Source organism: Chitinophaga sp. NPDC101104 (assembly GCF_050277495.1).
Classification (GTDB): Bacteria; Bacteroidota; Bacteroidia; order Chitinophagales; family Chitinophagaceae; genus Chitinophaga.
The window spans coordinates 1,963,189-1,986,570 of record NZ_JBNNSF010000001.1; the positions used below are offsets into that span (position 1 = coordinate 1,963,189).

The 23,382-nt window shown below is 56.3% G+C and carries 21 protein-coding genes; 11 read left to right on the forward strand and 10 right to left on the reverse strand.

Features of this window, described 5'->3' with window-relative positions; genetic code table 11:
* Window positions 1–47: 47 nt before the first annotated feature.
* The 6 genes from ACQKLP_RS08045 to ACQKLP_RS08070 all read right to left on the reverse strand — a co-directional run bounded on the left by ACQKLP_RS08045 (window position 48) and on the right by ACQKLP_RS08070 (window position 7,742).
* Window positions 48–695: a DUF6597 domain-containing transcriptional factor gene (locus ACQKLP_RS08045; RefSeq protein ID WP_427321742.1), complete on the reverse strand. Its 648-nt coding sequence runs from the start codon at window positions 693–695 to the stop codon at window positions 48–50.
* 228 nt (window positions 696–923) lie between these two features.
* Window positions 924–3,758: a prolyl oligopeptidase family serine peptidase gene (locus ACQKLP_RS08050; protein ID WP_427321744.1), complete on the reverse strand. Its 2,835-nt coding sequence runs from the start codon at window positions 3,756–3,758 to the stop codon at window positions 924–926.
* Between the two features lie 95 nt (window positions 3,759–3,853).
* Window positions 3,854–4,741 (reverse strand): DMT family transporter, encoded by an 888-nt coding sequence (locus ACQKLP_RS08055; protein WP_427321746.1) that lies wholly within the window; start codon window positions 4,739–4,741, stop codon window positions 3,854–3,856.
* A 9-nt stretch (window positions 4,742–4,750) separates the two neighbouring features.
* On the reverse strand, window positions 4,751–5,476 hold the full coding sequence (locus ACQKLP_RS08060; protein WP_427321748.1) for a polyprenol monophosphomannose synthase: 726 nt from the start codon (window positions 5,474–5,476) through the stop codon (window positions 4,751–4,753).
* A gap of 71 nt (window positions 5,477–5,547) precedes the next feature.
* Complete coding sequence (locus ACQKLP_RS08065) at window positions 5,548–6,324, reverse strand: 3'-5' exonuclease (RefSeq protein ID WP_341843538.1); 777 nt, start codon at window positions 6,322–6,324, stop codon at window positions 5,548–5,550.
* 2 nt (window positions 6,325–6,326) lie between these two features.
* Window positions 6,327–7,742, reverse strand: a complete 1,416-nt coding sequence (locus ACQKLP_RS08070; RefSeq protein ID WP_427321750.1) for a UDP-N-acetylmuramate--L-alanine ligase — start codon at window positions 7,740–7,742, stop codon at window positions 6,327–6,329.
* Between the two features lie 132 nt (window positions 7,743–7,874).
* Between ACQKLP_RS08070 and ACQKLP_RS08075 the strand changes: the two genes are divergently transcribed.
* The 11 genes from ACQKLP_RS08075 (at window position 7,875) to ACQKLP_RS08125 (ending at window position 19,810) form a co-directional block, all read left to right on the forward strand.
* Window positions 7,875–8,015 (forward strand): hypothetical protein, encoded by a 141-nt coding sequence (locus ACQKLP_RS08075; RefSeq protein WP_427321752.1) that lies wholly within the window; start codon window positions 7,875–7,877, stop codon window positions 8,013–8,015.
* Between the two features lie 21 nt (window positions 8,016–8,036).
* Window positions 8,037–8,360, forward strand: a complete 324-nt coding sequence (gene ytxJ, locus ACQKLP_RS08080; RefSeq protein WP_427321754.1) for a bacillithiol system redox-active protein YtxJ — start codon at window positions 8,037–8,039, stop codon at window positions 8,358–8,360.
* 82 nt (window positions 8,361–8,442) lie between these two features.
* A complete protein-coding gene (locus ACQKLP_RS08085) occupies window positions 8,443–9,003 on the forward strand; it encodes a UbiX family flavin prenyltransferase (RefSeq protein WP_427321756.1) in 561 nt (186 codons plus the stop codon).
* A 16-nt stretch (window positions 9,004–9,019) separates the two neighbouring features.
* Window positions 9,020–9,439 carry a type II 3-dehydroquinate dehydratase gene (gene aroQ / locus ACQKLP_RS08090; RefSeq protein WP_427321758.1) on the forward strand — a complete coding sequence of 140 codons (420 nt, stop codon included), beginning with the start codon at window positions 9,020–9,022 and terminating at the stop codon, window positions 9,437–9,439.
* A gap of 94 nt (window positions 9,440–9,533) precedes the next feature.
* Window positions 9,534–10,175: an RNA polymerase sigma factor gene (locus ACQKLP_RS08095; protein ID WP_427321760.1), complete on the forward strand. Its 642-nt coding sequence runs from the start codon at window positions 9,534–9,536 to the stop codon at window positions 10,173–10,175.
* Between the two features lie 63 nt (window positions 10,176–10,238).
* On the forward strand, window positions 10,239–11,240 hold the full coding sequence (locus tag ACQKLP_RS08100; RefSeq protein ID WP_427321762.1) for a FecR family protein: 1,002 nt from the start codon (window positions 10,239–10,241) through the stop codon (window positions 11,238–11,240).
* Window positions 11,241–11,386: 146 nt separating this feature from the next.
* Window positions 11,387–14,860 carry a SusC/RagA family TonB-linked outer membrane protein gene (locus ACQKLP_RS08105; protein WP_427321764.1) on the forward strand — a complete coding sequence of 1,158 codons (3,474 nt, stop codon included), beginning with the start codon at window positions 11,387–11,389 and terminating at the stop codon, window positions 14,858–14,860.
* 12 nt (window positions 14,861–14,872) lie between these two features.
* The gene (locus tag ACQKLP_RS08110; RefSeq protein ID WP_427321766.1) at window positions 14,873–16,333 is read left to right on the forward strand and encodes a RagB/SusD family nutrient uptake outer membrane protein; all 1,461 of its coding nucleotides are present in this window, start codon (window positions 14,873–14,875) and stop codon (window positions 16,331–16,333) included.
* A 12-nt stretch (window positions 16,334–16,345) separates the two neighbouring features.
* Window positions 16,346–17,188: a DUF4843 domain-containing protein gene (locus ACQKLP_RS08115; RefSeq protein ID WP_427321768.1), complete on the forward strand. Its 843-nt coding sequence runs from the start codon at window positions 16,346–16,348 to the stop codon at window positions 17,186–17,188.
* A gap of 12 nt (window positions 17,189–17,200) precedes the next feature.
* Window positions 17,201–18,619, forward strand: coding sequence for a PKD-like family lipoprotein (locus tag ACQKLP_RS08120; protein ID WP_427321770.1), 1,419 nt, complete (start codon window positions 17,201–17,203; stop codon window positions 18,617–18,619).
* A 30-nt stretch (window positions 18,620–18,649) separates the two neighbouring features.
* Window positions 18,650–19,810, forward strand: coding sequence for a redoxin domain-containing protein (locus ACQKLP_RS08125; RefSeq protein WP_427321772.1), 1,161 nt, complete (start codon window positions 18,650–18,652; stop codon window positions 19,808–19,810).
* A gap of 137 nt (window positions 19,811–19,947) precedes the next feature.
* On the opposite strand, the gene bioB is transcribed toward ACQKLP_RS08125, so the two are convergent.
* Genes bioB through ACQKLP_RS08145 form a run of 4 tightly spaced genes read right to left on the reverse strand, consistent with a single transcriptional unit; the run spans window position 19,948 to window position 23,375 of the window.
* A complete protein-coding gene (gene bioB / locus ACQKLP_RS08130; RefSeq protein ID WP_427321774.1) occupies window positions 19,948–20,961 on the reverse strand; it encodes a biotin synthase BioB in 1,014 nt (337 codons plus the stop codon).
* Between the two features lie 59 nt (window positions 20,962–21,020).
* Complete coding sequence (locus ACQKLP_RS08135) at window positions 21,021–22,121, reverse strand: M42 family metallopeptidase (protein ID WP_427321776.1); 1,101 nt, start codon at window positions 22,119–22,121, stop codon at window positions 21,021–21,023.
* A 42-nt stretch (window positions 22,122–22,163) separates the two neighbouring features.
* Window positions 22,164–23,018, reverse strand: a complete 855-nt coding sequence (locus ACQKLP_RS08140) for a UbiA family prenyltransferase (RefSeq protein ID WP_427321778.1) — start codon at window positions 23,016–23,018, stop codon at window positions 22,164–22,166.
* Window positions 23,019–23,069: 51 nt separating this feature from the next.
* The gene (locus ACQKLP_RS08145) at window positions 23,070–23,375 is read right to left on the reverse strand and encodes a hypothetical protein (RefSeq protein ID WP_427321780.1); all 306 of its coding nucleotides are present in this window, start codon (window positions 23,373–23,375) and stop codon (window positions 23,070–23,072) included.
* Window positions 23,376–23,382 lie beyond the last annotated feature (7 nt).

The window sequence follows — 23,382 nt, forward strand, 5'->3', positions numbered from 1 at the left end:
GATGCGTCCGCTCCGGCGATTTGTATATTCCGTACAAGTCAAAAACGTTACGCAAACCGTTGTCTGCGCAGAATGCGGTTGTACAATTGAGGTGTGAGCCCGGTCACTTCCATGAACTGGCGCTCGAGTGTATGCCGGCTGGTCTTGAAACGAAGGGCGAGGTCGATCATGGCGACTTTCCCCTTTTGTTCGATTAGGTAATCCACCATTTCATCCACCTGTTTCAAGGAAGACTGCTGGTGTGGGATCAGGCCTTCCAACGCCTGGTCCAGGATATGATGAATTGTATGGATGTCTGATGCCTGGCGGATATCTTCCGTTACCTGTGCCCAATTGCCGGGGATGCGCGTCAGGTCACGGAAATAGTTGGTCACGGATTCCATGCTGATGCCCATCAAACGATGGCTGGCGTAGGCATTGAGCTGTACGATCACCGCGCTCAGCGGCCCCGTCACCCGTGCGTTCACCACACAGGTAAAAGGCCCCGTCACGGCCGCTGCCGGCAGGTCAAAAGCGGCATGGTCGTTCGGTTTGAAAGCAAGCCCGCCCTGGCGGATAAACACCAGGTACTGTTTGCCGGCCGAAAAAAGTCTGGCTTTCGCGATCTCCGCAGCGGAGTTGATGTTCTCCAGCACAATGTAGCGCTGAACGAAAGGATGGAGGCTGTCTTTAGGACTAAGGATATAGGTGTTCATAGGACTAATTGCGATTTTTTCAATCATCCGTAGGTACTTCAACCGATGTAAATATAGATAAATAACAACATGTAAATACGTTTTAATTCGATATTTTTCTGTTATTTATCGAAAAGATTGAAAATCTTCGAGTTAACGAGGCGATAACAAATGAAGGAAGTTCCCTGAATAGAGAAAGGGTGACCCCGGCTCGCGGCCCGGGTCACCCTTTCCTTATGAAAATGTGTTTTATTCTACATCAAAACCCCAGTCGCGGCCTTTATCGGTAGCCGGAACGCCTTTGCTCAGCCATTTGGGAGCGGGCGCGCCTTTGAGATAGTGGTCGAAGAACTGTTGCTGGCGGACCTGGATGTCTTTCCGGTTCTGGCGCTGCATGAGGTTGTGCGCGTCGCCATTATAATTGAGCATCCACACGGGTTTCCCCAGGCGGCGGAGCCCCGTGAACATCTCGATCCCCTGGTACCAGGGCACGGCCCCGTCGGCATCGTTATGCATGATCACCAGCGGCGTGGTTACTTTCGGGAGGTGGAACAGGGGCGAATTTTCGATATACAGCTCGGGCTTGTCCCACAACGTAGCACCGATGCGGCTTTGCGTGTGCTCGTACTGGAATTGCCGGTTCATCCCGCTTTCCCAGCGGATACCGCCGTACGCGCTCGTCATGTTCGCCACGGGCGCACCCGCCCAGGCCGCCTTGAACAGGGGCGTGGCCGTTACGAGATAGCAAACCTGGTACCCGCCCCAGCTCTGGCCCTGGATGGCCATGTTGGCACGGTCGATCCAGGGATTTTTCGCCAGCGCTTCCGCACCGCTCACGATGTAATCATAAGCGCTCTTCCCGGGATGGCCGTTTTCGTACCGGATATCCGGCGCCAGCACCACATAGCCGCGGCTCACGAAGAACGTGATGTTCAGGCGCGAAGGCGTGGGCGCCGGCGGCTGGTAGCCGTACAGTCCGTCGGTCAGCTTTTCGTAGAAATAGATCAGCACCGGGTATTTTTTGGAAGGATCGAAGTCTTCGGGCTTGTACACGATGCCTTCGGTTTCCTGTCCGTTGAAAGTCTTCCATTTGAACAGCTCTGCCGTGCCCCAGTTATATTGCTGTTGCTGGGGATTGAGCTGGCTGATGCGCCTGGCCGTCGACAGTTCCTCGCCCGCAAAAATATCGGGGGATTCCTGGTAGGAGGAACGCTGGTACAGCACCATGCTGGCGTTTTTCGCCTTGACAGGGGCTGTAAATGCGTAAGGCCCGCTCACCGCGGGTTTGGGCGCCGCCTTGTCGAGCAGGCGGACCGTCCAGTAGCCGCCGTGCTTCGTGGAATCGGCCTGGCTTTCCAGGAGGAGGGTTTGTTTCGGGACGAAGAAACGCTCGTCCATATTGAGTTTCACGTTGCGCAGCACCGTTTTCTTCGCGCGGCCGATGCCTTGCGTTACCATGACGGGGGCTTCCTTGCCGGAGGGGTCTACCTGCCAGATGTCGTACCGGTCATTGATATACACGTATTTATCGTTCTCCATCCATCCGGCAGTACCATAGGGCGAAGGGAAATCGGGCACGTCGTTTTCCTCGTCGGTCAGTTTCTCGGGGATCGCCGCGGTGACGATGCGGGTGGAACCGGTGAGGAAATCGTAGGTGGAATATTGACCGTTCATGTTATCGAACCAGATGATGTATTTCCCGGAGGGGGAGATGGCGATCTGTCCGTTCAGGTCCTGTTTGATCGACATCCGGCGGCCGCTGGGGATGTGTACCATCCAGGCGTTTTTGTTCGTTTTGCCCGTCCATTGCATCGCCACGCGGGAGTGGCTGTCGCTGGTGCCGAGCCCGTATTCTGCGTTTCCTTCGTCACCATATCTGAAATCCTCCATGCTATCGTCTCCCAGCTGCACCATACGGTTTTCTGCGGGGAAGTAAACGGCCGTGTAATTGCGTTTCAGTTCCCGGTCGAGGTTTTTGAGCTGCATGGGTTGCAGGTAATCGTCGAGGTAATGCCACACGTCCACTTTCGCCACTTCGAAATCCACGATGGTCGTGTCTTTCGGCTTGGGGATGGGGGCGGTGCCGAAGAAGATGCGCTGGCCGTTGCGGGAAAACGCGATGCTGCCGTTCTCGGAAACGCTCCATTTATCGCGCATGCCGTTGCTGGTGCGGGAAATGGCGAGGCGGGCCGTGTCCATGCCCGGACCGTAGAAAGCCAGTGCGTACACCGTCACGGGGGCTTTGGCGCTGTCGCGGCTCACCGTCCAGGCGAGCTGTTCGCCTTTTTCGTCGAATGCGAACTGCGCGAACTGTCCATGCCCTTTCGAGATGAATTTCCTTTCCCGTTTGGCGGGGTTCCAGAGCAGGACGCCGGGTTGGGCGAGACTGTCCTTTTTCCCCGGGCTTACCACGGCCGTTAGAGCGTTGCCGGGTTTGGAAACGGTGTAGGAAGAGACATTTTTGATGGTATCGAAAAGGAGAGATTTTCCGGTTTGAACGATGATGAGATCGCCGGAGGATGCGCTGGCGGATTTACCCGGCCCATCGTCGTCCGCATCCGCCATATCTGCTGCCGGGGCCGGTTTGGCGGGTGTTTTCTTCGAAGTGGTGTCTTTGGCGGGCTCTACGAGGTAAGCGAGGAGGCCGCTGCCTTTTTCGGGTGTTTTGAAGGATTTGACTTTCGCGGCCTGGAGGATGGTTTTGCCGGTCTCGAGGTCGAACAGTGCGAGGGAATCCTTGGGCATATCGTCGGGCTTCGTTTTTTTGATGCGTGCCTGCCGGGTTTCCTGGAACCGCGGTTTGATGGAGAACGCTACGTACCGGGAGTCTTCGGTGATGACCGGCGCCGCGCCCCGTTCGATGGCGAATTGCCGGTTGGTTTGCAGGTTGCGGATGTACAGGGTGGCATCGCCTTCCTGGGGCGTAACGGTGTAAACGGCCCAGCGCCCGTCGGGGCTCACCATTTTCACGCCGATATTTTGCCAGCTGTCGTACACGCTGTGGTCCAGCGGTTTTTTAGATTGCGCCATCGCGCCGGTGCACCATAGGCCGAGGGATACGAGCCACATTGCAGATCGGGTCATAAGCCAGTTCAGTATTTTTTAGTTCGTAAAGTTGGTTAGGATAGCTGCAAAATAAGCCTTTCAGGGAAAGTTTTCCCGTCTTTGAGGATAAGCGGTCAATGCGCGGCCGGCGCCCGCTTTGCCTGGCGCGCCACGCGGAGCATCTGGAGCACCACGGAAAGGAGGATCAATCCCAGGCCATAATAAAATCCGCCGTGGAGCAGCTTGTTTTCGTGGAACAGGATGAAAGCCAGGATGATACTGTACAGCGGCTCCAGGTTGAAGCAGAGGTTCACGGTGAAAGGGGAGATCTTTTTCAGTGCGTTCATAGACAGCGAGTACATCCAGACCGTGCAGAACCACGACAGGGCCAGGAGGTATACGGTATCGGTGAGGCCGGGCACGAAACTCTCCACGGGGAAGGTGTGCAGGTAGAACGGCATAACGGCCGTAAGCGCGAGGAAGCCCACGCCCAGTTCGTAAAACGTGATGTTGGCGGTGTCGTATTTCACCACCAGCTTTTTGTTCAGCACGGTGAACAGTGCCGCGAACATGCTGGAAATGATGCCAAGGACGATGCCCGTCCGGTATTGCGTATCGAAATGGAAGATGAGGAGGATGCCTGCAAGGGTGAGCATGCTGAGGAACATCTCCATCTTGTCGAACCGCCGCCGGCTGATGAGCGGGTCGAAAATAGCGGTGAAAAGACTGGTGAGGGAGAAGCAGACCACGCCGATGGAGACGTTGGCGTATTTAATGCTTCCGTAGAAGAAAATCCAGTGAAGGGCTACGATGCAGCCGACCCCGCCGATCCGCATCACGTCGCGGAGCGGCAGTTTTTTCAGTTTCCCCTGCCAGCGGAAGAGGACGTACATGGTCACAGTGGTGATCAGCAGCCGGTACCAGACCAGCATGCCCTCGTTGAGGGTGATCAGTTTGCCGAGGATGCCCGTAAACCCTGCGAGGAATACGGAGAGATGTAGCTCTAAAAACGCTTTCTTCACAGCACAAAATTAGCGGCGCTTTCCGAAGAGGCTGTGCCACTGTATCTTCAGCACTCCGAAAATACCTTCTTTCACTATGCCCTTGCTCATCTTGGAGTAGCCTTCTTTCCGGTCGATAAAGGTGATGGGAACTTCGGCGATCCGGAAACCGAGCTTCCATGCGGTAAATTTCATTTCGATCTGGAACGCGTAGCCGACGAACCGGATATCTCCCAGGTCCATGGTTTCCAGCACTTTGCGGGTGTAGCACACAAACCCTGCGGTCGCGTCTTTCACGGGCATCCAGGTGATGAGGCGAACGTACACCGAAGCGCCGTACGACAGCACCGCCCGGTTCCAGGGCCAGTTCTCCGTTTTGCCGCCCGGTACGTACCGCGAGCCTACAGACACGTCTGCCCCGCCTTTGGCGCAGGCCTCGTAGAGCCGGATAAGGTCTTTCGGGTTATGCGAAAAATCGGCGTCCATCTCGAAGATGAACTGGTAACTGCGTTGCAGCGCCCATCTGAAGCCGTGGATATAAGCCGTGCCGAGGCCCTGCTTTCCGCTCCGCTCTTCGATGAACAACTGGCCCGGGTACTGCTGCTGCAAACCTTTGACGATCGCACCCGTGCCATCCGGCGAGCCGTCGTCAACAATAAGGATATGGAACCCTTGCTGCAACGAAAAGACCGTCTCGATCATGCGCGCGATGTTGTCTTTTTCGTTGTATGTGGGTATGATAACTAATTTTTCCAATTAGCTGAAATGATTTAAGGATGGCGAAAATAGATAATATCCGCCGGTTTTTTACCGGACGAACTAAACTTTTATGGTTTTTTTAGCATCATGTCGTGATAGATCTCGGTCAGCTTCTCCTTCGTGTTGAGGGGGAATTCGGCTTTCATCATCCAGTCGTAGTACTGGGGCTCGGATTTCAGCACATCCCGAACGGCCCTGCCTTTATACTTCCCGAAATTGAATATTTCCGTACCATTTTGCCGCACGATCCTGCGGGCGAAATCCACGTACTCGTCTTCCTTGGTGAATTGCGCCAGGGCGTCCACGTCGGCTTTCAGCTGGGTGGCGTACCGTTCCAGCTGCGCTTCCAGGATCTCGAAAGTGGCTACGGCATCGGCCTCGGCGCTGTGAGCGTTGGTAAGGTCTTTATCGCAGTAAAATTTGTACGCGGCGCTGAGGGTCCGCTTTTCCATCAGGTGGAAAATCTTCTGAACGTCTACGAAACGACGGTCTTTCACATCGAAAGTAAGCCCCACGCGCAGGAATTCCTCTACCAGCATCGGGATATCAAACCTGTTTGAGTTGTACCCGGCGATATCGCACTGTTCCAGGAACTGGCGGAATTCGTTGGCGGCCTGCTTCCAGGTGGGCGCGTCGGCCACGTCTTCGTCCCTGATCCCGTGAATGGCCGTGCTGGCCGCGGGGATGGGCATCTGGGGGTTGATCCGCTTTACCTTGCGCTGCACGGAGCGGTCCGGCATCACCTTGATGACAGCGATTTCAATGATTCGGTCGGTGGCAACGTTGGTGCCGGTAGTCTCCAGGTCGATCACGGCGAGGGGACGGGTAAGTTGTAAAGCAGACATTATTATGATTGAGGTTTCTGAACCGGTAAATATTTTTTCAGTCCTGCGAGGTCGAGCCCTTCGTAATCTCCGGAGCTCATCATCAGCAGGTTAGCGTTGGGATACTGCCTTCCGTCGAGCCATTGCTCGAGGTCGGCGCGGTTGGTGAAGACCTGCAGGTCTTTCCTTCCGAACCCTTCGCGGATCACATCGGGCGCAAGATACGGCATGCGTTTGATCTCGAGGGCATGGCCGCTGTAGAATACGGCGGCTTCGTCTGCCGGGTCGAGGGCGCCAGCGTATTCTTTCATGAAGCCCGCGCTGAGGCTGCTGTAGGTATGCAATTCCAGAACGGCGATGAGCTTGCGTTCCGGGTATTGGGCCTTCACGGCCTGGATGGTGGCTTTTACTTTGGAGGGGGCGTGCGCGAAATCGCGGTAAATGGCGGTTTCCTCGCTTTTCCCGACGAGCTCCAGCCGTTTGGCCGCGCCTTTGAATGTGGCGATGGCGGCGAGGAAGTCGATATCCCCGATGCCGAGGGCCCGGCAAACGAGCAGGGCGGCGTGGATGTTGAGGAGGTTATGGCCGCCGAACACCATGAGGTCGGTAGATGCGTTGCCGAACCGTACGCGGGTAATGCCGTTGCGGATCACGTGTTCCGGCATGCCGTAGGGCTCCAGCACGAGGTGCCGGCCCTCTTTTTCCACCAGTTGGCGGAGGGTTTCGTCGGTTTCGTTATAGATCAGCCGTCCGCCGGGCTCCATCGTCCCGATGAAAATGGCGAACTGCTCGAGGTAATTGTCGAAAGTGGGGAAAACGTTGATATGGTCCCAGGCGATGCCGCTCAATACTGCTACCTGCGGGTGGAGGAAATGGAATTTCGGCCGTTTTTCGATGACGGAAGCCGGGTATTCGTCTGCCTCGCAAACGATCAGCGGCGCATCGGTGATATTGACCGATTGTTCGAACCCTTCCAGACGGGCGCCTACCAGGTAATCGAACTGCAGGCGGCATTGCTGGAGCACGTGCATGACCATGGAAGTGATGGTGGTTTTGCCGTGGCTGCCGCCGATGGCGACGCGGGTTTTGTTGCGGCTTTCCTGGTAAATGTACTCGGGAAAGGAGTAAATAGGCAGTTTGAGCTCCTGGGCGCGCAGCAGTTCTGGGTTATCGGCCCGGGCGTGCATGCCGAGGATCACGGCGTTAAGATCGGCCGTAACGCGGGCGGGGTCCCATCCCAATGTATCGGGCAGGATGCCGGCCAGCCGGAGATTGGTGCGGGAGGGCTCGAAAATCTCGTCGTCGCTCCCCGTAACCCTGTACCCTTTGGTCTTCAGCGCAATCGCCAGCTGATGCATCACGCTGCCTCCTATTGCTATAAAATGTACATTTGCCATAATTTCAGGTGCATGTGCCGGGCCGTTCGTCATCCTTTCCATGCCGCCGGCAACACATAGGATTGTTTTTTTTAATATAATGTATATATTTGCAAAATAACGTTACAAAATACACATCACAAAGTTCTACAATCCAGGCCTATGAAATTTCGTTTAATTACTAAAACGCAGACTATGAGTTCAGCACGCCGTATGTTCGGTATATTTTGTGTGATGGCAGTGGTGGCTGCCCTGTTTTCTTCCTGTGCCTCCCAGAAGCTGGGTTGCCCCATGAAAATCACGAAAGTGCAGCACGAGCAAAGCAAGCATTGCTAGTAAGCCTTATCTTTGTGGGCTATGTGGACAACGTTGGAAAGTGAAGAACAGCTGGCAGCAATCCGGCAACGGTCTTTCGACCACCCCGTGGTGATTTTCAAGCACAGCACGCGCTGCCCTACCAGTGGTATGGTCAAATCGCGGCTGGAAAGGTCCGTATCGCCCGAAGGGTGGGAGTTTTATTACCTGGACCTCATCCGTTACCGCCCCGTCAGCAACCGCATCGCCGAGCTGTTCGGCGTGGAACACGAATCGCCCCAGGTATTGCTGATCCGCAATGGTGAATGTGTGTACGACGAAAGCCATATGGCCATCCGCATGGAAGAACTGGCTGAGATGGGCTAAAGAAGATATTTTTTACCTCCAGGGTCCTGTTGGAAAGTGTAATTGCTTTTTAACAGGACCTTGTTTTTTGTAGATTTGCTGCATGAAGCATCGTATAGTTGTGGCGGTTACCGGGGCCAGCGGGTCTATTTATGCGCGGCAGCTCCTGCAGAAGCTGGCCGTGATGAAAGACCAGGTAGACCAGGTGGCCATCGTGATGACCGACAACGCGAAAACGGTTTGGGAAACCGAGCTGGACGAAAAAGGGTACGAGCAGTTGCCGTTCCCGTTTTTCGCGCAGAAAGATTTTTACGCACCGTTCGCCAGCGGCAGCGGGCGTTTCAATACCATGATCATATGCCCCTGTTCGATGGGCACCCTGGGCCGGATAGCCGGCGGCATCTCCAACGACCTCATCACCCGCGCGGCAGACGTGGTGCTGAAAGAACGCAGAAAGCTCATCTGCGTGTTGCGGGATACGCCCTACAACCTGGTGCACATCCGCAACATGCAGACCGTAACCGAAGCAGGCGGGATCATCTGCCCCGCCACGCCTTCGTTCTATTCCAAACCACAGTCCCTCGAAGACGTGGCCGCCACCGTGGTAGACCGGGTGATAGACCTGGCCGGCCTGGAGCAGGACACGTTCCGCTGGGGAGAATAACGCATCAAACCATCACATGAAAATAGCCATCATCAACGGCCCTAACCTTAACCTGTTGGGCAAGCGCGAACCGGAGATTTACGGAAAGCTTTCGTTCGGCGAATATTTCGAGACGCTGAAAGCCCAATTCCCGCAGGTGGAGCTGTCCTACTTCCAGAGCAATGTGGAAGGGGAGATCGTCAACCAGCTGCAGGCGATCGGGTTCGAATACGACGGGATCATCCTCAATGGCGCGGCATATACCCATTATTCCTACGCCATCCGCGACGCCATTGCCGCCATCAAAACGCCGGTGGTGGAGGTGCATATCAGTAATATTTATGCCCGGGAAGAGTTCCGCCACAAGTCGGTGACAGGCGGCCAGGCCGTTGGCGTGATCACCGGTTTGGGCATGAAAGGATATGAATTGGCCCTCCGGTTTTTGCTGGAGCGTTGAAAATAGTTGATTTCCTGTATTATAGCGGCTCTCTTACCAAAAGGGGAGCCTTTTCTTTTGCATTCCAGCGATCCCCTTTTTATCTTTAGCGGCATTGAGCAATGGAATTGAACATATGATCGGGGCGGGCGGTATTTACGCCGGGTTGCCAGACCGGGACCTGTGGAATAAAGTGAAGGAGGGCGACCGAGCTGCGCTGGACTACATTTACCGGCAGCACTTCCGCCCGCTTTACGGCTACGGGATGAAGGTACATGCGGATGAAACCCTCGTGCAAGACGCCATCCACGACGTATTCGTGAGCATCTGGCAGGGGAGGGGCGGGCTTTCCGCTACGGACTCCATCCGGTTCTACCTGCTTTCCAGCCTCAAACGGCGCATCCTCCGCCACCTCGGCAAACAGCTCGTGCTGCCCGACGACGATGGTGCTTTCTACGACGCGCCGTCCGCATCTCCTGAAGACGAGCTTATCGGCAAACAGAGCGACCAGCAGCGCCGTGCGCGCCTGGCGGGCGTAATGGCGGAGCTGCCCCCGCGCCAGCAGGAAGTTTTGTACCTGCGGTATTACCATGGCCTCGACACCCGCGAAACGGCCGATATCATGTCGCTTTCCGTGAATTCCGCTTACGTATTGCTGTCAAAAGCACTGAAATATTTAAAAGATAACAGTGACAAAATCGTTTTTGCATTGGCCTTTTTCGGGAACGGCGGATTGGTATGGGATAAAATTTTTTGAAAAATATTGGGAAACGGCGCTAAGAATTCGTTCGATCCCTGCTTTACCTGTTAAGTAATTATCATGGCCGACCAGACTTTCACGTTGGAATACTTCTTATCGCAGCCCGGCTTCCGGGAGTGGGTGTTGGAAAAAGACCCCCGCGCCACGGAGCATTGGGAAGACTGGGCACGCCGGCATCCGGAACACGCGGCTACCATTCAGGCCGCGGAAGACTGGCTGCTGACCACGGCCGCACAACAGGCCGCGCCGCCCGCCCAACTGCAGGAAGCAACCTGGGAAAGGATCGTGGCTTCTATTGACGAAGCGCCCCGCCGCCGCACCATCATGCGCTGGATGCCCTGGGCCGCCGCTGCCGTGGTGATCGGCATCCTGGCCATGGTATTGCTGCCGGAGAAGGAAAGCGAAGCGTTCAACACCGTTTCTACGGCTTTCGGCGAAGTGAAGACGATTTCGCTGCCCGACGGCTCCGAGATCCGCCTCAATGTAAATTCCACGGTAAAATATGCCGTTTCCTGGGATGGCGATTCTGCCCGCGAAGTTTGGCTGGGCGGAGAGGCTTTTTTCGAAGTGAAACATGAATCCGGCAACCGGAAATTCATCGTGCATACAAATGATGTAGACATCCAGGTGGTGGGCACGGCGTTCAACGTCAACACCCGCCGCGTGCAAACACAGGTAGTGCTGCAAAACGGAAAGGTAAACCTGAAGCTCAACTGGAAAGACACTTCCCTCATCGCCATGCGGCCGGGAGATATGGTCACCTGGTCTGCCGAACGGAAGGAACTTTCCAACAACCGGGTAGACCCCGGCCATTACGCCGCCTGGCAACAGCAACGCCTCATCTTCCAGGACGCAACCCTGGCCGATGTTTTGCTCGCACTGGAAGAAAATACCGGGATCAAGGTACAGCTGGAAGATAGCGCCATGCTGAAAGAAACATTCACCGGCACTATCCCGACCGATCATATCGACGTGTTTTTCAAAACGCTGTCGCGGTCGTTCGACATTACCATCACCGAAAACGGTAAAAACAGGTACGTGATCCGGAAAGGGGGACAGTAAAGGAAATTATCAGCAGAACATATAAAACGCCGGGCAACCGGACTACGCCCGCGGCATGCAGCGGCGCGCAGCAGGGATTTTTTTGCCTGATGAGTTATGGACCGAAATCGACATTGGACAAACAACCAACCTAAATCTACATTGCTATGGGACAATTCAACGCCGGCCGATGCCTGACGCTGGCGATGTGCCTGACGGCAGTAGCCGCACAGGCCGCCACCCGACATGCCTTGCCGCAAAGGGAGCCAGCTCCCGCGTACCAGGAGCCCCCGCAGGGAACGGGGAGCCGCAAACAGCCGCTGAAACGCGTGCTGGCCAATCTGGAGAAGCAGCTCCATGTACGCCTCAATTACATGGGCAACACCGTCGGCAATCAACTCGCCGACCCGCCGCCGCCCCAAAACAACGGCGAATCCGTGAGCGCATACATCAACCGCTACCTCGCCGCTTTCGGCCTCGAAGCGGAACAGGCGCAGGGCAACGATTTCATCATTTACCGGAAAGACAAGCCCGCGCCCGCCGCCACGCCGGCCACCACCGCACCGCAGCCCGCAGCTGCCAACAGGGCCGCAGCGCTGCAGGACCTCAACGCCATCCCGCAGCAACAGGCGTCCGTTCACGGCCTGGTGACCGACGAACAGGGGCTCGCCTTGCCCGGGGTGACCGTGCTCGTCAAAGGCACCACGAACGGTACTAAAACCAATGACGACGGCCGTTACGAGATCCGCAACGTGCCGCCCAACGCCACGCTCGTGTACAGCTTTATCGGGTACAAAACCCAGGAAGTGAAAGTGGGCAAACGCACGCAGATAGACATGAAACTGCTGACAGACGTGCAGTCCATGAAAGACGTCGTGATCACGGGGTACCAGCGCATCAAGCGCGACAACTACACCGGGTCCGCCGTTACGATCACCGGCGAAGAACTGAAACGTTTCAATCCGCAGAATATCCTGTCCAGCATACAGGCGTACGACCCTTCGTTCCGCATCGCGGAAAACAACCTGGCGGGCTCCAACCCGAACGCGCTGCCGAACATTTCCATCCGCGGTACCACCGCACTGCCGGCCAATACTGACAACGTGCTCAGCCGCAACCAGCTGGCTAGCGTCACCAATCTGCCGCTCTTCATCCTCGACGGTTATCCGACCAACATACAGGCCATTTTCGACCTCGACATGAACCGTGTGGAAACGATCACGCTCCTCAAAGACGCCGCCGCCACCGCCATTTACGGCTCCCGCGCATCCAACGGCGTAGTGGTGATCTACACCAAAGCGCCGAAAGAAGGGAAGCTCGAGCTCCACTACAATTATGAGCTCAACATCCAGGCGCCCGATCTCACGGCCTATAACGTGCTCAACGCCAAAGACAAACTGGAATACGAACGCCTCGCCGGGCTGTACACCGACAACGAGGTGGATGCTCCCGACGAACTGGAGAAACAGTACTACCGGAAAAGGAACAATGTGCTGGCAGGCGTAAATACCTACTGGCTGTCGCAACCCATCCAGACGGAACTGGGCCAGCGCCATTCCGTATCCGTCCAGGGCGGTACCAAAACCGTGAAATACGGGGTGGACGCGCGTTACCAGAATAACGGCGGGGTGATGAAAGGGTCCGGGCGCGACAGGTATAGCCTGTCGAACACCCTGAGCTATAACCTCGGCGACAATAAATTCCTGGCCCGCAACATGTTTACCATCACACAGGTGAACCAGCGGAACAGTCCGTACGGCAGCTTCTCGAACTACGTGCGCATGAACCCTTACTACCCTAAAACCGACAGCCTGGGCCGCCTCATCCGCGAGATCGACCTTTGGAACTCGCGCGGGGGAGAGTCCAACAGCGTCATCAGCTCCACCGTCCTCAACCCGATGTACGAATCCACCATCGGCAATTTCGACAAGAGCGAATACCTTGAGTTCACGGACATCCTCGCGCTGGAATACAACTTCAATCCCAACTGGCGCGTGCGCTCGGAAATCAGCTTCATCCGCCGCGGATCGTCTGTCGACCAGTTCATTTCTCCCTTCAGCAACGCATATTACGACTACAAAGGCGACGATCTGAAAAACAGGGGGCAATACACTTACGCGGCCGACAAGGAATCGCAGTGGGACGGTAACGTGACCCTCAATTACAACAAGCAGATCGGCGGCAATTATTTCACCGCAACGGGCGGGTTCAACATGCAGACGGTCGATTACTGGCGGAAAGAAGCCGTGGGTGAAGGGTTCGTGAACGACCGCTTCAACGATATCAATTTCGCGCGGCGGTACAAAGCGAATGCGCATCCGGAAGGAGAATCGCGCCAGCAAAGGCTCGCGGGCGGGTTCGCTACGGTCAACTACGCGTACAAAAACCGCTATCTGCTCGATGCGACGTTCCGTGTGGACGGCTCCAGCAAATTCGGTGCGGATTCGCGCATGGCGCCGTTCTGGTCGGCGGGCGTGGGCTGGAACCTCCACCAGGAGGCATTCCTGCAGGGCCATCCGTTCATCAACCAGCTGAAACTGCGTGCCACTACCGGTCTTACGGGTGATGTGTCTTTCCCTTCTTACCTGTCCAACACCACTTATCAATATTACGGCGGCGACTGGTATTCTACCGGCGTGGGCGCCACTTTCAAGGAATACGGCAACAGCGGCCTGAAGTGGCAGCGGACGCAGAATTACGACCTGGGGCTGGAAGCATCGCTGTGGAACGACCGGATTTATTTTGCGCCGCGTTATTACTTCAAACATACCCGCGACCTGCTGGCCGACGTGAACGTTCCCCTCAGCACCGGTTTCCCGAAATACAAAGAGAACCTCGGCGAGATGGTGAACAAGGGTTACGAAGTGTTCCTCCGCATGAACGCTTTCCGCAGCCGCAAATGGTCCGTCAACTTCAACTTCAACCTCGTTCACAACACCAACGAGATCACGAAGATTTCCAACGCGCTGAAGAGCTTCAACGACGAGATCGACAAGCAACAGCAGGAAAAACCGGAACTCCGCTCCGTGCCGCTGCTGCGGTTCAAGGAAGGGCAGTCGATGAGCACGATCTACGCCGTCCGCTCCCTCGGCATCGATCCGGAAACGGGCAAGGAAATCTACCTGCGCGCCGACGGCACGCGGACCTACGACTACAACGTGAAAGACATCATGCCCGTGGGCGACGAAACGCCCCTGCTCGAAGGCAACTTCGGTACCAGCATCGTGTACGGCGGTTTCATGGTGGAAGTGCGCTTCTGGACCAGGCTCGGCGGGGATATCTACAACCAGACGCTGGTAGACCGCGTGGAGAATGCGGACCCGCGCTACAACGTAGACAGCCGCGTGCTGTCTGAACGCTGGATCAAGCCCGGGGACGTCGCATTCTTCAAAAATATTGCCGACCAGGGCAGCACGCAGACTTCGTCGAGATTCGTGCAGGAAGAGAACCGCCTCGAGCTGAAATCCATTTTCCTGTCGTACGATTTCCCGGCAAGTTTTTACAAAAAACTGCGGATGCATTACCTGCGCCTGTCGGCCAACATGAACGACCTGGCGTACTGGTCTACCGTGAAGGCCGAACGCGGGATCGACTACCCGTTTGCCCGGAGCATCACTTTCACCCTTTCTACCAGATTCTAAAAAATGCGCCCAATGAGATTTAACATCATACTGATTTGTAGCATGCTGGCGCTCGCATCCTGCAGCAAATGGCTGGACGTGTCGCCCAAGTCGGAAGTGTCGATGGACCTGCTGTTTACCACCCGCGAAGGGTACCAGGACGCATTGAACGGATTGTACAGCCGCAGCGTGAAGGAAGAGCTGTACGGCAGGGAACTGACGGCCGGAACGCTCGACGTGCTGGCGCAGAACTACCTCGTAGACGTGGTAGACCGGGTCGGTTTCCGCCAGACGATGCTTTTCAATTACAAGGACAATAACTTCATCAACCGCCAGAAGAGCGTGTGGGCGGGATTGTATAACGTGATCGCCAATGCAAACCTCATCCTGGGGCACATCGATGGTTCCGGCGGTTTGCTGGACGCGGGCGAGCGCGACCTTATCAAAGGGGAAGCGCTGGCGATGCGCGCCTGGTGCCACTTCGACGTTCTGCGCCAATTCGCGGCCGCGCCCGTGGCGGCTCCCACGGCACCGGGCATTCCATACGTGACATCGTTCTCCAAAAGCACGACGCCGGTGTATACGCTCCGTCAGGTGCTGGATTCCGTGATCCGTGACCTGTCGCAGGCGCGGGAGTTGCTCAGAACGGTTGATCCTATCGTGAAGCCCGGTTATAAAGTCGGCTATACCACGCCCGATTCTTCCACGGAAGTTTCCGGCCCGATGTTCCTGCAGCAGCGTCGCCACCGGTTGAATTATTTCGCCGTGACGGGAACGCTCGCGCGGGTGCAGCTCTACGCCGGCAATCATGCCGCGGCGCTGGCGCTGGCGAAGGAAGTGATCGGGTCGAATAAGTTCCCCTGGACGCGGCAGACCGATTTCCTCAACCCGGACGATCAGCAGAAAGACCGGATTTTGTATAAGGAATTGCTCTTCGGGCTTTATGCGCCGAATATGACCAACCCGCTGTTCGACCGCCTGCGCAACGGCGAGACCACGCTCAACACGCCTCCCGGCGAGTTGCGGACGATCTTTGAAGTGGGAGGCCCCGGCGCGGAGGATTTCCGTTTCAAACAATGGTTCAGCCAGCAAAGCAGCTCCACCGGCGGGTATATGCGCCTGGAGAAATACAGCCGCAATTCCGACAAGAACCTCCACGAGCTCATGATCCCCATGTTGCGCCTCAGCGAAATGTATTACATCGCCGCGGAAAGCATTTACGACACCGATCCCGCCAAGGCATGGGAATACCTCAATACCGTGCGGAAGCAGCGCGGGATGGGGGTTCCGCTGAACGATCCGGCGAAGGCCGTGTTCCTCGGCGAGCTTGTGAAAGACGCTAGGAAAGAGTTCTTCGGCGAAGGACAGATCTTCTACATGTACAAACGGCTGAACCGCGCCTGGCCTGGCATGGGCGGCAATACGATACAGCCGTCTCCCCAGATTTTCGTCTTCCCCTGGCCAGACGATGAGCTCGCATACGGTAACCGTTAAACCTGCACAAACATGAAAAGAATAACCAAAATCACGATATGGCTGCTGGCTGCAGGATGGCTGGCAGGATGCGATAAAAAAGAAGAACTGGTGTACCAGTCGGCCGACGGCGTTTACTTCGATTTCCCGGAAAGCGACCTCACGCATCAGCGCATTGACAGCGTCATTTATTCCTTCGCGTTGTTCCCTGAATTAGCGACCGACACGATCCTTTTGCCCGTGCGCGTTTCCGGCAACCGTACCGGTGCGGCCCGCAAGGTGAAAGTGATGCTGATCGCCGATAAAACCACCGCCCAGGCGGGCCTCCACTACAAGGCGCTGGCCGCGGAATACGTGCTGCCGGCGGATTCTGGCCGGCTCGACATTCCCGTGGTGTTGTACAATACCGATCCGCTGCTGGCCGAAAAAGCGGTGAAGCTCATGCTCCAGCTGAAGCCTTCCGCCGATTTCGGGACTACCATCCCGAAGCTGGACACGGCCAAGATCATTTTCTCCAACCGGCTGGAAAAACCGCTGTGGTGGGAAATCTGGCAGGGCGAACTGGGCGAGTATTCCCGCGTAAAGCATGAACTGTTCATCCGCGTGTCGGGCACCAACAAGCTCACGGAAGACCGGGCAGACTGGCAGGCTACGCCGAAAGTGCTCTATCACACCCGCCGTTTCCGTTCCTTCCTCACCAACCCGCAAACCTGGGTGGCGGAGAACCCGGCGGAAGGGTACGTGATCACGCCAGGCGCCAATGGTACGCTGGAATTCTACCACAGCGGCAACACCGCCAAAAAGTTCGTGCTTACCCTCAATCCGGCCGACGGACGTTATTATTTCACCGATGAAGACGGAGATCCGGTCATCTAACCCTGCAATGCCATGAAAAAGATATACCTGTTCATACTCAGCGTGGCAGCCGTTTTCGCAGGCTGTTACAAAGACAAAGGCAATTATGATTATGTGGAAGTGCCGGCGCCCCTCATGTCGGGGCTGGACTCGGTGTACCACGTGATGTCGGGCGACAGCCTCATCGTGGCGCCGACAATCACGCTGAAAAGCGGCGCCAACGATTATTCCTGCGAATGGAAGATCAACATTCCGGAACGCGCCACGACCGACGATTATTTCACCAGGGAACTCCGGATCGTGTATGGCCTCGGCGCCGCGCGGTATAACGTGTTGCTGAAAGTGACCGATAACAATACCGGCCAGAAATACTTTTACGACTTCGTGATCAGCGGGCAGACGGCCTTTACGCGCGGCGCGCTCGTGCTCAGCGGCGATGCGAACTCCACTTCATTGTCGTTCATCAAGCCCGACAATTCCCTGCAGGCAGACGTGTACGAAGCCATCAACAAGAAAGCCCTGCCCGGAGGGCCGCAGCAGCTCGTGTACGTGCGCAACCAGTTCTATATGAACCAGATCACGCAATACTGGCTCACTTTCTCCGGCAGCAACGACGGTGGCGTACTGCTCGATGCGAACACCCTGCAGCAGGTGCGCACGCTCAAGGAGAATTTCTACGATCCCATGGCCGCGGCCAAATCGAACTTCTTCCTCCGCAACCTCAACGGTACCACTACGGCCATCATCAACGACCAGCTGTTTATGGGCACCTTCGAAACGGCGCCATTCGGGACTTATTACGGGTACTTCGGCGTACCGGTGACGGGCGAGTACAAACTTGCGCCGCAAATGCTCCAGGAGCTGGCGGAAAGCGGGCAGGCGGTGTCTCACTTCCTGGCGTTCGACAAGGAGAAGAAACGCTTCCTGCGCTTCATGCCCGGCATTTATCTCGATACCACCTACACCGTGTTCGACTCCGCCTTCGCGCCCAAAAACCTCAAGATGGATTTAATCTACATGGAGAAATTCAGTGACAACGACATCTTCGCCTTCTGCGACTCCCTCGGCAAAACGATGCAATTGCGTTTCGGGATCGACTGGCGCGACGGCAGGCAGCGATTCAACGCCCGCGAAATGAAGAAATTCAAGGGCGACAGCCTGGTGACGGCCACCACGAAATGGGCCGTATCGCCCGTGGGTGTGTTCTTCTTCAGTGGGAACGGGAAGATTTACCGCTACAATCCGCTCAATGAGGAGATACGCGAGCTGAACGCGACGTTCGGCGGCAAGGAGATCACGATGCTGAAAGTGGAGCAAAACGGCAACCTGCTGGTGGCCGGGGTCGAAGGAGAAGTGCATTTCCTGAACACGGCCGTGGGGCAGTTCGGGGAGCTGATCAAAAAAGTGACCGGTGTGCCCGGCGCTCCGCGCGACATCCTCATCCGAGAATAAAACCAATTACCGACACAGTAAACCGACAATATGGACCTGATAACCGTAAGATCAAAAACCTGGGCCATCATCGCTGCGGCGCTGATTCCCGCCGCCGTACAGGCGCAAGATGGCAAATTTGTGCTGAAAGGCAGGATCGGCAAGCTGAATGCCCCCGCCATCGTGTATTTCGACCGCACCGAGGGCGATGATCGCATCCTCGATTCGGCGGTGCTGAAGAACGGGGAATTCTCCTTCAAAGGCACCACGACGGAGCCCGGGCTGATGATGCTCGCGCTGAGCAAAGACGGCAAACGCCTCGAAAACATGGGCCAGGGCATGGACCGCAAGATCATGTACCTCGAATCCGCTACCATCACCGTTACGTCAGATTCCGACATGGCTTCTGCCAGGATCACGGGCTCGAAAATGAACGATGGGGACCTGGCGTACAAAAAGCACCTCCAGCCCTACGAAGACCAGATGGCCGAGATCAACAAAATCTGGGGCGGCGCAACCGACGAGCAGCGGCGCGACACCACGCTGACGAATGCCCTGAACGCGAAGTTCCGCAAGGCGATCGGCGACAAAACCAACCTGATCCGGGATTTTATCAAAAAGAACCCGAATTCCCCCGTCACCATGTTCGCCATGCAGGAGCTTTCCGTACACAACAACATGGATCTGGCGGAACTGGAGCCCCTGTTCGCCAGTCTCCCCGAAAGCCAGCGCAATTCCCCCGCCGGGAAGCGCATGGCCGGCAACATGCTGAAGAAAAAGACGATCGTAATTGGCGCGCCGGCGCCCGATTTCACGCAGAACGACCTGAACGGCAAACCTGTCAGTCTCTCGGATTTCCGCGGCAAATACGTGTTCCTGGACTTCTGGGCCAGCTGGTGCGGCCCCTGCCGGGCAGAAAACCCGCACGTGGTGGCGGCTTACAGGAAATTCAAGGACCGTAATTTCGTGGTGCTCAGCGTTTCCCTCGACCAGCCGGGCCGTAAAGACCTCTGGGAGGAAGCCATCAAAAAGGACGGGTTGCAGGATTTCGTGCACGTGTCCGACCTCAAATACTGGAACAACGCCGCCGTGAAACTTTACGGCATCCGGGGCGTTCCGGCCAACTTCCTCATCGACCCGCAGGGGAAGATCGTGGCCAAAGACCTTCGGGGCGCGGCGCTGGAGGAAGCCCTCACCAAACAGCTACCTTGAGTCATACAGCTGATTGAAACCCTATGATGTCCATTCAGTTTCCCGTTCCGGTGCTTCCGGAACGGGTTTTTTATATTCCGGGCATAAAAAAAGCCGCCCGGTGCGGGCGGCTCTTCTCCAAAATTTAGTAGTTATGCTTAGTGGGCATGTGCGTGTTCGTGTTTGTGGTCGTGATCGCAGCAGCCGGCAGCTTTTTCCTCTTTGAAGGCTTCGCGGGGCTTGAGGCCCAGCAGCTCGAACATCAGGTTGTCTTCCTCGAAGGAAGGGTTCTTGGTGGTGAGGAGCTTTTCGCCGGTGAAGATGGAGTTGGCGCCTGCCATGAAGCACATCGCCTGCTCGGAAATGCTCATTTCGGCACGGCCGGCGCTGAGGCGGACCATTGATTTGGGCATGAGGATGCGGGCGGTGGCGATCATGCGTACCATATCCCAGAATTCCACTTTGGGCATGTGCGCCAGCGGGGTACCGGCCACGCGGGTGAGGGCGTTGATGGGCACGGAATCCGGGTGCTCGGGCATGGAAGACAGGGTGTAGAGCATGTTGATACGGTCGTCGTGGCTTTCGCCCAGGCCGATGATACCGCCGCAGCATACGGTTACGCCGGCTTTACGCACGTTGTTGAGCGTATTGAGGCGGTCGTCGTACGTACGGGTGGTGATGATCTCTCCGTAATACTCGCTGGAGGTGTCCAGGTTGTGGTTGTAGGAGTAAAGGCCGGCGTCTGCCAGCTTCTGGGCCTGCGATTCGGTGAGCATGCCGAGGGTGCAGCATACTTCCATGCCGATCTCGTTCACGCCTTTTACCATATCGAGCACGCGGTCGAAATCGCGGTTGTCGCGCACTTCGCGCCAGGCGGCGCCCATGCAGAAGCGGGTAGAACCTGCGTCTTTGGCTTTCTGGGCGTATTCCAGCACTTTATCTTTCTGCATCAGGGCCTGAACGTCTACACCAGTGTTATAGCGGGCTGCCTGGGGGCAGTAAGAGCAGTCTTCGGAACATCCGCCGGTCTTGATGGAAAGCAGGGTGCAAACCTGTACTTCCGCGGTATCCTGGTATTCCCGGTGCAGGGAGGCAGCGCGGAACATCAGCTCCAGGAGCGGCGTATTATAGATATCCTTTATTTCTTCGATTGTCCAATCGTGACGGATCATACTAGTCGGATTTAGCGGCAAACCTATGAAACAATTATGAAATATCCAGCACCAATTTCTTACAGGTACTGGAAGTTGGTTTTCGGCGTGATATTCAGCAGGGTGTGGTAAATGAGGCGGATGGTGTTCTCCACGTCGTCTTTTTTGATCATTTCCACGGTGGTGTGCATGTAGCGCAGGGGAATGCTGATGAGGGCCGAAGGGGTACCGTCGTTCGAATAGGCGAAAGCGTCGGTATCGGTGCCCGTGCTGCGGCTAACGGCGTGCAGCTGGTGGGGGATGTCTTCCTTTTTGGCCGTTTTGATGATCAGGTCGCGGAGGATGTTGTGTACCGCGGGCCCGTAAGTAATGCTGGGGCCGGCGCCGCATTTGATCTCGCCTTCGATGTTCTTGTTGATCATCGGGGTGGTGGTATCGTGCGTTACGTCGGTGATGATGGCTACGTTGGGCTTGATACGCTTGGCGATCATTTCCGCCCCGCGCAGGCCTACTTCTTCCTGCACGGCGTTCACGATATAGAGCCCGAACGGCAGCCGCTGCTTGTTTTCCTTCAGCAGGCGGGCCACTTCCGCGATCATAAACCCGCCGATGCGGTTGTCGAGCGCGCGGCAGATGAAGTAATCGTAGTTCAGTTCCTCGAACATATCATCAAAAGTTACCACGCAACCCACATGAATGCCCAGTTCCTCCACTTCCTTCCGGGAGCGGGCGCCACAGTCGAGGAAAATGTTGTCGACCTTGGGCTGGGGCTCCTTGCCGTCGCCGCTGCGCAGGCGCGTGTGGATGGCCGGCCAGCCGAACACCGCTTTCACGATGCCTTTCTCGGTATGGATGTTCACGCGCTTGCTGGGGGCGATCGCCTGGTCGGACCCGCCGTTACGGATCACATAAATGAGCCCTTCGGGTGAGATGTAGTTCACGAACCAGGAAATCTCGTCGGCATGCGCCTCGATCACCACCTTGAAAGCCGCTTCGGGATTGATCACCCCTACGGCGGAGCCGTACGCGTCTACGATGGTATCATCTATATAAGGTTTCAGGTATTCCAGCCAGAGTTTCTGCCCTTCCTTCTCGAACCCGGTGGGAGAGGGGTTGTTGAGGTAAGTGCGCAGAAAAGTCATAGACTCCTTCGTAAGTATCGATTTCGTTTTTTTAGCCATTGTTGTTCAGGTTAAATATCCTTCAAATGTAAGCAATCCGCGTCAAATGCCGCCTGCCAGCAGCCATAGCGCGTGGATGAGGGCGGATAATGCCATGAGCCCGTCGAGCTGGAAGTAATAGACGTAATCGGAATGGTGCGTCTGCGCGTAGTTTTTCACGCTCCAGACCACTGCCACGGCCGCCAGGAGACTGAACAGCACGAACAGCGGCAGCGCCGGCGCCAGCACCAAGGCGCAAACGGCGGAAACGATGAGCGAAGCGTAGTACAACTTATCGAGATGGGGCTCTTCGAGACTGGTGATGAGGCTGCGGATCCCTTCGGCCCGGTCTTCCTCCCGGTCGCGATGGTCGAACAGGATGCAGATGGCGTAAATGATAAAGAACCGGTAGATGCAGAGGAGCGCCACCTGCCAGAAGTCCAGCTTCGCGGCATCGGCGATGAGATAGGGCAGCAGGGTGGTGACGTACATCCACACGAATGCGAGGAAAATGGTTTTGCCGACGGCGATCTTCTTCAGCCATCTGAACGTGGCGTGGGGTACTTTAGGCGCGGAATAAAGGAACGTGAGCAAAACCGCGCCGCTGAGGGGCAGCCAGTGATGCAGCAGGGGCAGGCCGTACCAGGCGGCGCCCAGCAGGCCGATCGTGCAGCCCATGAGCTGGAGCCGCCGCCTCCGCTGGCCCCAAAGGATCCGTTCCGAATACTTTTCGGACCCGGGCGTGAGGTACCAGTGGAAATTGTAGCTGCAAATGGTAGAGAAGAAAACGAAGCCGAAGTAGTTGCCGCGGTCGAGGGAAAGGCCTGCAATTTCCTCCGTTTCCCAAACCATCAACAGCGCCACACAGGCGATATAGATCGAGCTGAACAACAGGAAATTGAAGAATCCGCGAAACATAGCCGCTAAAATAGGGAATCGGGACTAGAATTCCGATGCGCAGCATCGCAGCTATTCATTCAAATAACTATTCAACATCATCATACAAACCTTCAAAACAGGCACTGCCACAACGCCAAGCGCCGTCAGCAGCGGCAGCCGCCACACCGGATCTTTCCGCAGATCGAGGTACCACCATATCCATTGCAGTAAAAGGGTATATAATCCCGTGATGAGGAACGGCGCCAGCACGAGCCCCTGGAGCAATTGCCAAAGCGTGGTTTCCCGGTTGCCCATCATCCCTACGAAGGGGATCATCAGGAACAGGCCTATCGGCACATTCACCACCGCCCATAGCACCCAAAACAAATACTTCACAGGCGAA

Bases quoted from the DNA above. Each gene is read 5' to 3' on its own strand.
- ACQKLP_RS08105 (WP_427321764.1), top strand. From the start codon at position 11,387: ATGGGACAATTCAACGCCGGCCGATGCCTGACGCTGGCGATGTGCCTG.
- ACQKLP_RS08075 (WP_427321752.1), top strand. From the start codon at position 7,875: ATGAGTTCAGCACGCCGTATGTTCGGTATATTTTGTGTGATGGCAGTG.
- ACQKLP_RS08100 (WP_427321762.1), top strand. From the start codon at position 10,239: ATGGCCGACCAGACTTTCACGTTGGAATACTTCTTATCGCAGCCCGGC.
- bioB (WP_427321774.1), bottom strand. From the start codon at position 20,961: ATGATCCGTCACGATTGGACAATCGAAGAAATAAAGGATATCTATAAT.
- ACQKLP_RS08140 (WP_427321778.1), bottom strand. From the start codon at position 23,018: ATGTTTCGCGGATTCTTCAATTTCCTGTTGTTCAGCTCGATCTATATC.
- ACQKLP_RS08085 (WP_427321756.1), top strand. From the start codon at position 8,443: ATGAAGCATCGTATAGTTGTGGCGGTTACCGGGGCCAGCGGGTCTATT.
- ACQKLP_RS08120 (WP_427321770.1), top strand. From the start codon at position 17,201: ATGAAAAAGATATACCTGTTCATACTCAGCGTGGCAGCCGTTTTCGCA.
- aroQ (WP_427321758.1), top strand. From the start codon at position 9,020: ATGAAAATAGCCATCATCAACGGCCCTAACCTTAACCTGTTGGGCAAG.
- ytxJ (WP_427321754.1), top strand. From the start codon at position 8,037: ATGTGGACAACGTTGGAAAGTGAAGAACAGCTGGCAGCAATCCGGCAA.
- ACQKLP_RS08070 (WP_427321750.1), bottom strand. From the start codon at position 7,742: ATGGAAAGGATGACGAACGGCCCGGCACATGCACCTGAAATTATGGCA.
- ACQKLP_RS08110 (WP_427321766.1), top strand. From the start codon at position 14,873: ATGAGATTTAACATCATACTGATTTGTAGCATGCTGGCGCTCGCATCC.
- ACQKLP_RS08050 (WP_427321744.1), bottom strand. From the start codon at position 3,758: ATGACCCGATCTGCAATGTGGCTCGTATCCCTCGGCCTATGGTGCACC.
- ACQKLP_RS08125 (WP_427321772.1), top strand. From the start codon at position 18,650: ATGGACCTGATAACCGTAAGATCAAAAACCTGGGCCATCATCGCTGCG.
- ACQKLP_RS08115 (WP_427321768.1), top strand. From the start codon at position 16,346: ATGAAAAGAATAACCAAAATCACGATATGGCTGCTGGCTGCAGGATGG.
- ACQKLP_RS08135 (WP_427321776.1), bottom strand. From the start codon at position 22,121: ATGGCTAAAAAAACGAAATCGATACTTACGAAGGAGTCTATGACTTTT.
- ACQKLP_RS08045 (WP_427321742.1), bottom strand. From the start codon at position 695: ATGAACACCTATATCCTTAGTCCTAAAGACAGCCTCCATCCTTTCGTT.
- ACQKLP_RS08065 (WP_341843538.1), bottom strand. From the start codon at position 6,324: ATGTCTGCTTTACAACTTACCCGTCCCCTCGCCGTGATCGACCTGGAG.